The 12,762-nt window shown below is 43.7% G+C and carries 13 protein-coding genes; 12 read left to right on the top strand and 1 reads right to left on the bottom strand.

Annotated features, from left to right (window positions below; all coding sequences use genetic code 11):
* Nucleotides 1–53 precede the first annotated feature (53 nt).
* Nucleotides 54–380, bottom strand: coding sequence for a hypothetical protein (locus tag BBEV_RS17610; RefSeq protein WP_198154975.1), 327 nt, complete (start codon nucleotides 378–380; stop codon nucleotides 54–56).
* 29 nt (nucleotides 381–409) lie between these two features.
* Between BBEV_RS17610 and BBEV_RS09225 the strand changes: the two genes are divergently transcribed.
* The 12 genes from BBEV_RS09225 (at nucleotide 410) to flgC (ending at nucleotide 12,757) form a co-directional block, all read left to right on the top strand.
* Nucleotides 410–1,828: a hypothetical protein gene (locus BBEV_RS09225; protein ID WP_198154974.1), complete on the top strand. Its 1,419-nt coding sequence runs from the start codon at nucleotides 410–412 to the stop codon at nucleotides 1,826–1,828.
* Entirely contained in the window at nucleotides 1,825–2,118 is a 294-nt protein-coding gene (locus BBEV_RS09220; RefSeq protein ID WP_069365210.1) for an EscU/YscU/HrcU family type III secretion system export apparatus switch protein, read from the top strand. Before BBEV_RS09225 ends, BBEV_RS09220 begins: the two co-directional genes overlap by 4 nt.
* A gap of 248 nt (nucleotides 2,119–2,366) precedes the next feature.
* Nucleotides 2,367–3,530, top strand: coding sequence for an ADP-forming succinate--CoA ligase subunit beta (sucC, locus tag BBEV_RS09215; protein WP_069365209.1), 1,164 nt, complete (start codon nucleotides 2,367–2,369; stop codon nucleotides 3,528–3,530).
* A gap of 18 nt (nucleotides 3,531–3,548) precedes the next feature.
* Nucleotides 3,549–4,460, top strand: coding sequence for a succinate--CoA ligase subunit alpha (gene sucD, locus BBEV_RS09210; RefSeq protein WP_069365208.1), 912 nt, complete (start codon nucleotides 3,549–3,551; stop codon nucleotides 4,458–4,460).
* A gap of 91 nt (nucleotides 4,461–4,551) precedes the next feature.
* A complete protein-coding gene (dprA, locus tag BBEV_RS09205; RefSeq protein WP_069365207.1) occupies nucleotides 4,552–5,478 on the top strand; it encodes a DNA-processing protein DprA in 927 nt (308 codons plus the stop codon).
* Nucleotides 5,479–5,656: 178 nt separating this feature from the next.
* Entirely contained in the window at nucleotides 5,657–7,726 is a 2,070-nt protein-coding gene (topA, locus tag BBEV_RS09200) for a type I DNA topoisomerase (RefSeq protein ID WP_069365206.1), read from the top strand.
* Between the two features lie 201 nt (nucleotides 7,727–7,927).
* Nucleotides 7,928–8,818, top strand: coding sequence for a site-specific tyrosine recombinase/integron integrase (xerA, locus tag BBEV_RS09195; RefSeq protein WP_069365205.1), 891 nt, complete (start codon nucleotides 7,928–7,930; stop codon nucleotides 8,816–8,818).
* 17 nt (nucleotides 8,819–8,835) lie between these two features.
* Nucleotides 8,836–9,396: an ATP-dependent protease subunit HslV gene (hslV, locus tag BBEV_RS09190; RefSeq protein WP_069365204.1), complete on the top strand. Its 561-nt coding sequence runs from the start codon at nucleotides 8,836–8,838 to the stop codon at nucleotides 9,394–9,396.
* A gap of 19 nt (nucleotides 9,397–9,415) precedes the next feature.
* Entirely contained in the window at nucleotides 9,416–10,813 is a 1,398-nt protein-coding gene (hslU, locus tag BBEV_RS09185; RefSeq protein WP_069365203.1) for an ATP-dependent protease ATPase subunit HslU, read from the top strand.
* Nucleotides 10,814–10,829: 16 nt separating this feature from the next.
* The gene (gene codY / locus BBEV_RS09180; RefSeq protein WP_069365202.1) at nucleotides 10,830–11,606 is read left to right on the top strand and encodes a GTP-sensing pleiotropic transcriptional regulator CodY; all 777 of its coding nucleotides are present in this window, start codon (nucleotides 10,830–10,832) and stop codon (nucleotides 11,604–11,606) included.
* Between the two features lie 284 nt (nucleotides 11,607–11,890).
* Complete coding sequence (gene flgB, locus BBEV_RS09175; RefSeq protein ID WP_069365201.1) at nucleotides 11,891–12,295, top strand: flagellar basal body rod protein FlgB; 405 nt, start codon at nucleotides 11,891–11,893, stop codon at nucleotides 12,293–12,295.
* A gap of 6 nt (nucleotides 12,296–12,301) precedes the next feature.
* The gene (gene flgC, locus BBEV_RS09170) at nucleotides 12,302–12,757 is read left to right on the top strand and encodes a flagellar basal body rod protein FlgC (RefSeq protein WP_069365200.1); all 456 of its coding nucleotides are present in this window, start codon (nucleotides 12,302–12,304) and stop codon (nucleotides 12,755–12,757) included.
* Nucleotides 12,758–12,762: the final 5 nt, after the last annotated feature.

Below are 12,762 nucleotides of genomic sequence, written 5' to 3'. Positions count from 1 at the left end.
AAATGTTGTGTCAAATCTGGTCAGGGGATTGGATCCAATACACACAAAATCCGTTAATTTGCGACCTGGACAAGTTTTTCAAGGAACGATAACACACCTCTATCCAGGTCAGTTGGCCCAGTTACAAATGGGGAATATGCAGTTATCTGCTCATTTAGAAGCGCAGTTGGAAAAAGGGAGACAATATTGGTTTCGGGTTCAGGCAGGCGGAGAAGGAATCCCAAGGCTGAAGGTGTTGGAGAACGTTCCTCCCCAGACCAGAGAGTCAGGAGCGCAACCCCAAAATATTCAGCAGGTATTGAGGCAGCTAGGTCTGCCTCAAGGGGGAAATCATGAACGGTTACTTCAGCATCTTTCTCAGCAAAACTTGCCATTTTCAAGGGCGAATTTGGCTGCAGGTGCTGAATTAATGCAGCAAAGCCAACTGGCGGCAAGAGAGTCCATGCCAATTATTCAAAATATGATGCAGCAAGGGCTTCCTATGTCCCGGGACGTGTTTCAGGCGATGGGAGCTATGGCTCAAAATCAATCTTTTGGAGCAACGGCAGAAGGTCTGATGCAGCAATTGGGGCAGCTGACTTCCGGGAATCCACAGGCGGCTCAGTTGCAGCAAATGCTCGGTAACATGCTGCAGCGAAGTGACCCTATGGGTATGACTTCTTTCGGACAGTCACCAACGGACACACCAAGACTTGCAGGTGTATTCCATGGACTGATTCAACAGGTTCAGGGAGGGAATCCTCAACTCCAGGAACAGGCTTTGTCTGTTCTGAGAGATATGGGTGTCATCCGCTCAGGAGAAGGGGCACAAACCTTGATGGATCAATTTAAGGCAGCGGTGCTCAGACCAGAGAATCAGGCGATGGTCCAAACACTATGGCCTCAGCTCTTCAGTGGGAATCAAGCGGGCATGCCATTATCACAGATGAGCAGCCAGGCTGTGTTTACTATGTTAATGGGTCAGGTTCAACTGAATCAGTCAGGAGCCATGGAAAGTCTCACTCAGTTATTAATGGGTGGCCAAAACCCTAGCCAAGGAAATCAGCAAGGGAATACGCCTCTCATGGCAGTAGATTCGCTGGACCGATGGCTTCATACACAACCAGCTGCCACGCAGCAGCTGATGGCAGCAGTAACCGAGGGGAGACCTCAGCAGTTTATGATGGCAGGTTCACAGGATGTTGCAATGCTTCGGCAGTTTCTTCAACAGATGGGTCTTCAGCATGAGCAGCAAATGGTTCAGCAGTTTGACAAAGGTGAGCAGATGAATGCACGCCAACTCGATACATTGAAAGGCCAATTGATGCAATTTTTACAACAAAATCAATCCTTGCCTCAAGCAGTGCAGCAGCAAGCCGAATTTCTTTTGTCCAGATTGACAGGATATCAGCTGATGAGTATGGATCAGCAAGGACCAACGCAGCATCTCTTGTTTCAGGTTCCTGTAAAAATGGGGGACGTATTTCAGGATATGACACTGCAGTGGGACGGACGAAAAAAATCGGACGGGACTATCGATGAAAATCACTGTCGGATTCTGTTTTACTTGCACCTGACGGAATTGGATGAGACAGTGATCGATGTTCAGATTCAAAAACGTGTTGTTTCGATTACAGTCTTTAATGATATAGAGAAGCCTGAAGCCTTTCAGCTTCTCCAGCCACTTCTTGAATCACAATTAAAAGAAAAAGACTATCATTTATCGTCATTGAAATGGCAGCAACCGGAGACAGACTCATTGCCCCCACATCTTAAACCGCAGCCCGGTGATTCACTTTGGCGAAACCATGATGATCAGGGTTACCAGGGAATGGACGTGAGGATATGACAGATGAGCAAACCGATACCCATAAAAAGAGAGCTGTCGCATTAGGTTACGAAGCTTTAAAAGACAGTGCTCCGACGATTAAAGCTAAAGGGAAAGGCTACATTGCTGAGGAAATAATACAAAGAGCAAAAGACAACCAAATTCCTGTTCAAGAAGATGAATCTCTTGTTGAATTGCTTGGTCAGCTTGAAATTCACGAAAAAATTCCGGCAGATTTATATGAAGTTGTGGCTGAAGTGTTTGCGTTTATTTACAGAGTGGATCGGGACCAGCAGTTGAAACGTAAATGAGAGCCGCCATTGAAAGGTTTTAAATCCGTTAGAAAAACTGAAAAGTGAAAAAATTGAGGAAAAAGCAAAATGATTCACAAAATCGTCGGAATCTATAGTAAAATAAAAATTGTGTGAAGCGCTTACTGACTCAGTCGATGCGTTTTGCAACATTTCGCAATATTTTTATTGTGCAAAAAGATTTGTGAACATAGTTCACAAATCAGGCTCCACTGAAGAAAATCTTTTACTTTGTAAGGAGGATGGCAATGAATATCCATGAGTATCAAGGAAAAGAGCTTCTAAGGAAGTATGGAGTGGCTGTTCCTGATGGAAAAGTGGCTTACTCAGTTGATGAAGCTGTAAAAGCTGCAGAAGAACTCGGAAGCAAGATCTGTGTTGTAAAAGCTCAGATTCACGCCGGCGGACGGGGTAATGCCGGAGGGGTGAAAGTCGCAAAGTCGCTCGATGAAGTGCGTACATATGCTGATGAGATTCTTGGTAAAGTACTTGTGACGCACCAGACAGGCCCTGAAGGAAAAGAAGTGAAACGCCTTTGGATTGAAGAAGGCTGTGATATTCAAAATGAATATTATGTTGGTATCGTAGTCGACCGTGCCACGTCACGCATTACGATGATGGCATCAGAAGAAGGCGGTACAGAAATCGAAGAAGTAGCTGAAAAGACACCTGAGAAAATTTTCAAGGAGATCATCGATCCGGTAACCGGTTTGATGCCTTATCAGGCCAGACGTTTGGCTTTCAATCTCAACATTCCAAAAGAAATGTTGAAAGAAGCCGTCAAATTCATGATGGGACTTTATAAAGTGTTTGAGGAGAAGGATTGTTCTATTGCAGAAATTAATCCGCTGGTTACAACCGGTGACGGCAAAGTGATGGCGCTCGACGCCAAATTGAATTTCGATGCTAATGCATTGTTCCGTCAAAAAGATATTGTCGAATACCGTGATCTTGATGAAGAAGATCCGAAAGAAATCGAAGCGTCGAAATTCGACTTAAGCTATATCTCGCTCGATGGTAATATTGGCTGTATGGTAAATGGTGCAGGACTTGCCATGGCGACCATGGACATCATCAAGCACTACAGCGGGGATCCCGCGAATTTCCTTGACGTTGGGGGAGGTGCCACTGCTGAAAAGGTTACGGAAGCGTTCAAAATTATCCTGTCTGATCCGCATGTCAAAGGCATTTATGTCAACATTTTCGGTGGCATCATGAAGTGTGATATTATCGCTGAGGGTGTCGTTGCAGCTACGAAAGAAGTTGGGCTTGAAATACCGCTTGTTGTGAGACTTGAAGGGACAAATGTAGAATTGGGTAAAAAGATTCTTAAAGAATCCGGACTCAATATTACAGCGGCTGATTCAATGGCTGATGGTGCACAAAAAATCGTATCGCTTGTAGAAGCGTAAAGAAAGGCGGAGTTCGACATGAGTATTCTCATTAACAAAGATACAAAAGTCATTGTCCAGGGAATTACCGGTGCGACAGGGCTTTTCCATACGAAACAGGCGATGGAATATGGCACGAAAATCGTCGGTGGTGTGACACCAGGGAAAGGTGGCACAGAAATTGAAGGGATACCGGTTTTTGATACAGTCAGTGATGCTGTTCAAAGTACTGGTGCTACGGCTTCAGTTGTATACGTTCCACCTGCGTTTGCAGCCGATGCAATTATGGAAGCGACGGATGCCGGAGTAGACGTGGTGATTACGATCACTGAAGGCATTCCTGTTACGGATATGATTAAAGTGAAACGCTTCATGGAGGGAAAGAAGACACGACTGATTGGTCCGAACTGTCCAGGTGTGATTACTCCGGAAGAGTGTAAAATCGGTATTATGCCGGGATATATTCATAAAAAAGGTCATGTAGGTGTTGTGTCGCGTTCAGGTACTTTGACATATGAAGCGGTTCATCAGCTTTCCACAGAAGGCATTGGACAGTCCACGGCTGTCGGAATCGGTGGGGACCCGGTAAATGGGACCGACTTCATAGATGTATTGAAAATGTTTAATGAAGACGAGGACACTGAAGCTGTGATCATGATTGGTGAAATCGGTGGTACAGCTGAAGAAGAAGCGGCTGAATGGATCAAAGAGAACATGACAAAACCGGTTGTCGGCTTCATTGGCGGCCGCACGGCTCCTCCAGGAAAACGTATGGGTCATGCTGGTGCAATTATTTCAGGAGGAAAAGGAACTGCTGATGAGAAAATAAAAATACTGAACGCTGCAGGCGTTCAGGTAGCCGATACACCAGCAGTGATGGGAGAAACACTGATTAAGGTCTTGAAAGAAAAAGGTCTCTATGATAAATGTGTCACCCACCCTGTTTCATAAAAAGTTCCAGCGAACCTGCCGGATATGGCGGGTTCGTTTTTTTCGGTAACAATTGTTCAAAAATTCACATGAGAGGGATGGAGGAATTGTTATGCAGGTCCCAAAGACATTCAGAGAACGCTTAATTCATTTACACTATTGCTTGTACGGAGCTTCGGATTTTCTTTGTGAACTTTTGAGAGTTGATCCTGAATTAACGGCTTGTTATCAATGGTCAACGGTTGAATGGGCATCACGGTTTCCAAAGCGTGGAGAAAAGATGCAAAACGCTTCAAAAGCCCTGAAAAACGTATCGTTTAAGGCGATTAAAACGTCACTGGAGCAGCAGAATATCGATGTAATTACTGTGGAGGATGAGTTGTATCCAAAGTTGTTAAAAGAAGTCTATGATCCTCCTTTATGTTTATATACAAAGGGAAATCATGCATTGCTTGCAAAACCTTCATTTCTTGGTGTGGTTGGAACACGTTGGCCTTCTCCCTATGCCTCAAAAGCAGTTGACTTTATTCTTGGTCCGGTATGCATTGAGGACATTGTGATTGTCAGTGGCATGGCAGAAGGGGTCGACACATTGGCACACCAAAAAGCAATGAGCATGAACGCACCAACCATTGCTGTTACAGCGTTTGGATTCGACCACTTATATCCGTCGAAATTGAGGAACCTGTATGAAAAATTGCAGAGTGAACAGCTGGTGATCAGTGAATACCCACCGTATATGAAAGCGGAAAAATGGCATTTCCCTAAACGGAACCGGATTATCAGCGGTTTGTGTCAAGCAGTCCTGGTCGTTGAAGCAAAGAAAAGAAGCGGATCTCTGATTACAGCAGATTGTGCCATGAATGAAAGCAGGGATGTGATGGCAATACCAGGTCCATTGGATAATCCTTCCTCCGAAGGGGCAAATCGACTTATTCAACAAGGAGCCAAGTGTATATTGACTGGAGAAGATATTTTGCTGGAATATCCTGATCAGCTCACTTTTAAAAAGAAAAATAAGGAAGTGTCTAATCACTGAGGCTCTAAGGTTTGAACGGGCAAAATCACAGTTGTTCAAAAATCTTGCGTTTGACAAATACTCGACGTGTGTTTAATAATAGTGAGGATTTCACCCATTGGGGAGATGAATCACTTTTCTTCCCTTGGTGAGAACCTAACCAAACAACAATCTAACTCTGAAAGGGAGGCACGTCGAGATGTCCGATTACCTAGTCATCGTGGAATCTCCCGCAAAAGCGAAAACCATAGGGAAATACCTTGGTAAAAAATATAATGTAAAAGCTTCCATGGGACATGTGATTGACTTACCCAAAAGCCAAATGGGTGTTGATGTTGAACATAACTATCAGCCTAAATACATTACCATTCGTGGGAAGGGACCAGTACTGAAAGAACTTAAACAGGCTGCCAAAAAAGCAAAACGGATTTATCTGGCAGCTGACCCGGACCGTGAAGGTGAAGCAATCGCATGGCATCTGGCAGACAGCCTGAATATCGACAAAGATTCTAAATGCCGGGTTGTATTTAATGAAATCACAAAAGAAGCCATTAAGGATTCCTTTAAACATCCCGGAGAGATCAACACAAACCTGGTGGATGCTCAACAGGCAAGGCGCGTACTGGACCGACTGGTCGGTTATAACATCAGTCCATTACTATGGAAGAAAGTGAAAAAAGGACTCAGTGCAGGACGGGTTCAATCTGTTGCAGTGAAAATGATTATTGACCGGGAAAATGAAATCACTGCATTTGTTCCCGAAGAATACTGGTCGATCACGGCCCATTTGAGTAAAGATGGTATGGACTTTGAAGCGAAGTTTCAACAGCTGGACGGCAAAAAGAAAAAGCTGGCTTCAAAAGAAGATGTAGACCAAGTGCTCGAACGCATGAGTAAAGGGGATTTTGAAGTATCGGCTATCAGTCGAAAAGAGCGGAAGCGAAACCCGGTTTCTCCATTTATTACATCTTCCTTGCAACAAGAAGCAGCAAGAAAGTTGAATTTCAGAGCGAAAAAGACCATGATGCTTGCCCAACAACTATACGAAGGTGTAGACCTCGGTAAACAGGGAACTGTCGGTTTGATTACTTATATGCGAACGGATTCAACCCGTCTCTCAGAAACAGCGAAGGCCGAGGCAAAGGAATACATTGATATTCATTATGGGAACGAATTTCACTTGGAGCCTAAGAATGCGAAGAAAAACGAAAAGGCGCAGGATGCTCACGAAGCAGTCCGCCCAACCGGAGTAATGCGTGATCCGAAAGCGATGAAACCTTATCTTTCGAGAGATCAATACCGTCTCTATAAACTGATATGGGAACGCATGGTTGCTTCTCAAATGGCGCCAGCCGTTATGGATACCATGAGTGTGGACCTGAATAACGGCGGAGCCACGTTCCGTGCGACAGGTTCAAAAATGAAATTCCTTGGATTTATGAAAGTGTATGTAGAAGGTAATGATGAAGGGAAAGAAGAAAAGGACAAAATTCTTCCGGATTTAACAGAAGGTGATAAACCTGAATCAGAAAAGGTGGAACCGAATCAGCACTTCACTCAGCCGCCTCCAAGATATACGGAAGCCCGCCTGGTAAGAACAATGGAGGAGCTTGGCATCGGTCGTCCGTCCACCTATGCCCCGACGCTCGATACCATTCAGCGCAGAGGGTATGTTGCGCTCGAGGATAAACGCTTTGTACCCACAGAACTCGGAACGATCGTACTTGATATGATACAGGAATTCTTCCCGGAAATACTGAATGTGGAATTCACTGCAGAAATGGAAACGAGACTGGATGCAGTTGAAGAAGGCAGTGAAGAATGGGTTCGGATCATAGACGAATTTTATAAAGGTTTTGAAAAGCGTTTGAGTTTTGCAGAAGAGGAAATGAAAGAAGTGGAAATCAAAGACGAGCCTGCTGGTGAGGATTGTGAGAAATGCGGTCATGAAATGGTCTATAAAATGGGGCGTTATGGGAAATTCATGGCTTGTTCCAATTTCCCCAATTGCCGGAATACAAAAGCGATCGTCAAAGAAATAGGTGTGGGTTGTCCTAAGTGTGAAAAAGGACAGGTCGTTGAACGAAAGAGTAAAAAAAGGCGAATCTTTTATGGCTGTGATCAGTATCCGGAATGTGACTTTATTTCATGGGATAAACCAATCGCACGGAAGTGTCCGAAGTGTCAAGAGATGCTGATTGAAAAAAAATCCAAAAAAGGTGTGCAGGTCAATTGTTCGTCATGTGAATATAAAGAAGACCGTACTTGATGCGAAACTGGATACAATTCAGAATTGTATGAAAAGAATGGAATTCTGATTGAAAGAGCCACTAAGTTGTGATACGATTTAGTGGCTTTCAAATTGTTATCAGAACATTCTTTCATGGGATTTTCATAAACTTATACTGCGTTAATTGACCCTTGCATTCATTATGCAAGGTTATCTCTATGCAAAGAAGGAGCCTTCTGAATGGAAATGATTCATTATGATGCTTTTGTGCAATATTTGCGCATTGAAAAAGGCGTATCTGCTGAGACGGTTCATCAATACATGGAAGATATTAAAGATTTCATTGACGAGCAGGAAACTGCTGTAGGTGTGCCGGGTGTCACACATGGAATGATTCGGAAATATCTGTCGAAATTACATTCCAAGGGTTATGCCCGTCGATCCGTTGCACGTAAACTGGCATCTCTCCGAGCTTATTGGCGATTCCTCGAATATGATGGTTACGTTGAGAGCAACCCATTTCAGTTTGTTTCAACGCCAAAGTTAGATCGGAAATTACCTTCTTTTTTGTATGAGAATGAAATCCAGGCGATTTTTGACGGCATCGACCCATCGAGCTGGCTCGGCAGCCGCAATCTGGCGTTGATTGAAACCCTTTACGCTACGGGTATCCGGGTTTCAGAATGCACAAACCTGTCGATCGGTGATGTAGATATGGAACTGGCGACCATGCTTGTTTTTGGGAAAGGACGTAAAGAACGTTACCTTCCAATCGGAAGTTTTGCAATCAGTGCTCTGTCCGGTTACTTAAACATGAGAGAGGAACGATTCGGTGCAATCCATGATGCCGACCCGCTGTTTATCAATTATCGCGGCGGCAGATTAACGGACAGAGGATTACGAAAAGTGCTGAATCATATTGTTGATGATGCATCACTCTCGGCAAAGTTGTCTCCGCATGTGATCAGACATACATTTGCCACGCATTTATTGAATGAGGGGGCCGATTTAAGAACGGTCCAGGAACTGCTAGGACATTCGGATTTGAAAGCGACACAAATCTATACGCATGTCACACGTGACAGGCTGAGGGATGTGCACAGACAGGCACACCCAAGAGCAAAACGGTAAATCAGGAGGTTGAAGTGATGACAGAAATTAAAGGTACAACGATATTTGCAATCCGTCATAATGGACAAGCTGCCATATGCGGGGACGGTCAAGTAACCGTAGGGCAGGCTGTTGTAATGAAGCATTCCGCTGTAAAGGTCCGCAGATTATACAGAGATCAAGTCCTGGCAGGCTTTGCAGGCTCAGTTGCGGATGCATTTTCTCTATATGAAAAATTTGAAAGCAAACTCGAAGAATACAATGGACAATTGCAGCGCGCAGCTGTGGAACTGGCAAAAGAATGGCGGGGGGATAGAGTTCTTCGAAAACTTGAAGCCATGCTGATCGTTATGGATCAGAATAAACTTTATGTCATTGCTGGTACTGGTGAAGTCATTGAACCAGATGACGGTATTACAGCGATCGGTTCTGGTGGAAACTATGCATTGGCTGCAGGCCGGGCAATGAAAAAGCATGCAGCTGATTTATCTGCAGAAGAGATTGCACGTGAAAGCCTTTTGACGGCTGCCGACATGTGTGTCTACACAAATGATTATTTAACTTTGGAAACGCTGACTTACGATGAAAATAAGCAATGAAGGAGAGGTCGAATAGACAATGAGTCAATCATTAACACCTGCACAGATCGTTGAACAACTGGATCAATCCATTATTGGTCAGGCGCAGGCAAAACGCTCGGTAGCAGTAGCGCTGCGAAACAGATACAGAAGAAGTCTATTGGATGATGCGATCCGCGAAGAAATCTCACCCAAGAACATTCTCATGATCGGTCCAACCGGCGTCGGGAAAACGGAGATTGCGAGAAGGTTGGCGAAACTTGTGGGTGCCCCTTTCATAAAAGTGGAGGCAACAAAGTTTACAGAGGTCGGCTATGTTGGACGCGATGTTGAATCCATGATTCGAGATCTGGTTGAAGTATCGATCCGGATTGTAAAAAAAGAAAAAACAGTGAAGGTCAAAGAACAGGCTGAAAAACAAGCAAATCAACGAATCATTGCTTTACTGGTGCCGACGGCCAAAAAAGAAACGAGTAATTATCGCAATCCGTTGGAGATGTTATTTCAGAACGGTCCGGAAGAAGAAGAACAACCTGAACCGGAACCGGCAGAACATGAATCTGTCCGCGAGCGTAGAAAACGGATTACCCAGCAATTGGAGCAAGGTGATCTCGAAGAGCGGGAAGTGACCATTGAGGTTGAGGAACAGCAGAATCAAATGATGGATATGATTCCCGGAATGGAACAAATGGGCATGAACATGCAGGATATGTTCGGAGGCATGTTTCCTAAGAAAAAAAAGAAACGCAAATTACCTGTTCGTGAGGCCAGAAAAGTCCTGGCTGAAGATGAAGCACAAAAGCTGATCGATATGGAAGAGGTGAAAACTGAAGCAATTTCAAGAGCCGAACAATTGGGAATCATTTTCGTGGATGAAATGGATAAGGTTGCCGGTAAAAATGGCGGCCAGTCTGCAGACATCTCCCGCGAAGGTGTGCAAAGGGATATATTGCCTGTTGTAGAGGGCTCAACGGTCACCACCAAATACGGAACGGTAAAAACCGACCATATGTTATTTATTGCTGCAGGGGCCTTTCATGTCTCCAAGCCATCAGATCTGATCCCAGAGCTTCAGGGGCGTTTCCCCATCCGTGTGGAGCTTGACAGCTTGAGTGTAGATGATTTCGTTAAAATATTGAGTGAACCCAAACACGCTTTGATCAAACAATATCAAGCGATGATCAATATCGAAGGCATTGAATTGATATTTACTGATGATGCGGTAAAAGAGGTCGCTGAAATCGCATTCGATGTGAATGAACAGACTGAGAATATTGGTGCAAGACGTCTTCATACGATTCTTGAGAAGCTCCTTGAAGATCTGTCTTTTGAGGCTTCTGAGATAACGATGACGCAAATTACGATCACGCCGGACTATGTAAAAGAAAAACTTCAGGATATAGTAAAGAACCGTGATTTAAGTCGATTTATATTATAAATAGGAGGCTCAACAAATGAATTTATTGGATAAAACGAGGAAAATTAATGAATTATTGCAAAAGAGTGCAGGACAAGCTGTGAACTTTAAGGAGATGGCTGTGACACTCCGCGATGTGATTGAATCAAATGTATTTATTGTAAGCAGAAGAGGTAAACTGCTAGGCTTTGCCATCAAACAGGAGATTGAAAATGAACGCATGAAAGAAATGCTGGAACAACGTAAATTCCCCGAAGGATATACAGAAAATCTCTTTGATATTGAGGAAACTTCTTCAAATATCCCTGTGGATAGTGATTTCACTGCATTTCCAGTTGAAAATCGGGATTTGTTTGCAAACGGACTGACTACTATAGTACCGATTCAAGGAGGAGGCCAGCGTTTAGGCACCTTGATCCTTGCGCGTCTCGATGATTCTTTTGATGATGAAGATCTCGTATTGGCTGAGTATGGTTCTACCGTAGTAGGAATGGAGATCCTTCATGAAAAACAAGAGGAAATTGAGCAGGAAGCCAGAAGCAAAGCGGTCGTCCAAATGGCAATCAGCTCACTATCCTACAGTGAACTGGAAGCGGTAGATCATATTTTTAAAGAACTTGATGGAACAGAAGGATTACTGGTTGCCAGTAAAGTTGCTGACAGGGTTGGAATCACCCGTTCGGTAATTGTTAATGCTCTTCGTAAGCTTGAAAGTGCAGGTGTCATTGAATCGCGATCTCTTGGTATGAAAGGGACATATATAAAAGTACTGAATGACAAATTTCTTTTAGAACTAGAGAAGCATAAAAACTGATAATATCAACCAATATTGGCAGACTATCTGATAGGATAGTCTGTTTTTTCTCGTATTTTCTTTTATAAATAACAGAATATAAATAAATTGTGATAAAGTTTGTGTTATGGTTGATGATTCCTGCTTTAATTTACATCGTTATCACATAATTCAAGTGATGGAACTATTGATTTGGCCTAATTTCATCTGGTTCTTATGACATTCGACATGATTCTTCATGAACGGTACAATACTCTTGGTACGAAATGTGAGAAAAGGAATTTAAAAAAGGAAGGTGATGGGGATTGGAGATACTGAATAACTCATTAAACCAGTTACTTGAAACCTCTTTGCATGCTTCGGCCAGGAGGCAAGACACCATTTCCAATAATGTGGCCAATGTTGATACGCCCAATTACAGTGCTAAAAAGACTGTTTTTAATCATCAGCTTCAGCAGGCGATGAATGATCAGAGCTTGCAGGCTAACAGAAGAGATGAGCGGCACTTTGAATTCGGTGGTCAACCTTCAAACGAATCCCCTCATATAATCCAAAGGTCCAATACACAATACAACCATAATGGGAATAACGTCGATATCGATAAGGAAATGGCAGATATGGCAGAAAACCAACTGTATTACAATGCATTAATTGACCGGATGAATGGCCGTTTTAACAGCGTTCGCACTGCGATCGGAAGAGGGAGGTAATCAAGCATGTTTCATGGTATGAATGTATCGGCATCCGGTTTAACGTCCCAGCGACTTCGAATGGATGTAGTCTCAGCCAACATGGCAAATGCCGAATCCACCAGGGGAAGAAATGTGGATGGTGAGTGGGAACCTTACCGTCGCAAAATGGTTACGCTTGAATCAAACAAAAATTCAGGGAGCCGTTTCCAGGATCATTTTCAACAGGCTGTCAATCGTACAGAGAATACCGGTGAAGGTGTCAAGGTTGGGCGGATTATAGAAGATCAGTCACCATTCAGGCAGCAGTATCAACCGGAGCATCCGGATGCGAACGAAGAGGGTTATGTCGAACTTCCGAATGTTGATCCTCTAAAAGAGATGATGGATTTAATGAGTGCAACACGGAGTTATGAAGCGGGTGTGACCAGTTTTGATGCACATAAAAATATGCTGATGAAAGCACTGGAGCTCGGCAGATAGGAGGG

The organism is Salisediminibacterium beveridgei (assembly GCF_001721685.1).
Classification (GTDB): Bacteria; Bacillota; Bacilli; order Bacillales; family Salisediminibacteriaceae; genus Salisediminibacterium; species Salisediminibacterium beveridgei.
Note: the sequence above shows the minus strand (reverse complement) of the source record. Positions and strands in the feature narration are given on the sequence as shown.